Here is a 1,352-nt window from a genome sequence, read left to right on the forward strand (position 1 = left end):
TTCCTTTTTCTATTAATTTAATAAGATAATAATTTATTGATATATATATTACTAAAATTCCAAGAGCAACAGATAGAATAAAATCTCTATCTTTACTAATGTTAAGTCCTATAAAAAAGAACATTGTAGGTATAAACAAAAATGGTAGAACATAAGCTATTCTTTCGGATAATACTGCAATTGCTTTCAGTTTCTCAGAATTATTAGACGATACAGCTATTGTTAATAAATCTTTTAACCTGAAATCTTCTATAGAATACTTCTTTTCATACTCTATGTTTAAATCAAATATATATCTTTTATAAATCAATGCATTGAATCCATGTTTTGATGGTACCTGTAACATACCTTCGTATAGTATAAGATTAGTACCTTTAAAAAAAGCTTTCTTAGCAGTTATCAAAAATCCATTTTTTTGATTGTAAATTACAACATTTTTCATTTTTTCTTTATCTTTATCTGAAACATAAACTATGTAATCTCCAGGTAATGTAGTAAAATTCTTCGGTTGTAAAGCTTCTAAAAAATATTTTTTTACATTTACAGTTATAAATTTAATCCTTTCTCTATTTGCTTTAGGAACAACATATAAACTTATAAATAAACCAACAACAACAGCAATTATATTCAGTCCAATTATAAATTTAAGAAAGTTATTTTTTGAAATTCCGGCAGAATATATAGCATAAATTTCCCTGTTCTCTCTTAAATAATAACCTAAAAACAAAAAAGATAAAGCATATGCAAACAAAAACTGCAGTTTAAGGAAAGAAATATTTATTAAAAGTATAGATTGGAAAAATTTGAATATATCTAAATGATAAAGAATGGAAGGTAAATTTAGCATTTGAGAGGAAATTATTAAAAGAGATATTATCCCTAAAAAAGTGAGAAAGTAATAAAAAAATTTTTTAGCCAGATATTTATAAAATAACTTCATAAAACATTAAAGATATCCTTTTCTTTTCAAAATATCTTCATAAATTCTATTATATAAAATTCTCCATTCTGGAGTACCTTCTTCTATTTTTCTTGAGTAAGATTTTATTCTTCTTCTAACTTCTCTATCTATTTCTCTTTCTTCCCTTACAAGTTGTTTTAATTTTTCAAAAATTCTTCTTCTTATTTTGTTTGGATGTTCAAATATTTCAACTGAGTCATCTGTTTCTATTAATTTTCTTATCCTGTGAGCTACCTGGTTCATCCTTTCTTCCGGGTCTAAATGAATGTTTCTCTCTTCTGCAAGTCTTTCTTTAACTTTTCTAACAGCTGTTCTATATCTTAGTTCTTCCGACTGGACTATATGCATATGCTGTTCAACCAGTTTCTCGGCTTCTTTTTCGATTTCTTTT

Annotated in this window: 2 protein-coding genes; both read right to left on the minus strand. The window is 25.5% G+C overall.

Features of this window, described 5'->3' with window-relative positions; genetic code table 11:
* Positions 1-940: LptF/LptG family permease (locus HG1285_RS01320; RefSeq protein ID WP_008289424.1), on the minus strand; the 940-nt coding region annotated here is incomplete at its 3' end.
* A gap of 6 nt (positions 941-946) precedes the next feature.
* A partial coding sequence (locus HG1285_RS01315; RefSeq protein WP_008289425.1) for a DUF507 family protein occupies positions 947-1,352 on the minus strand: 406 nt, incomplete at its 5' end.

The sequence above is a fragment of the Hydrogenivirga sp. 128-5-R1-1 genome (assembly GCF_000171895.1).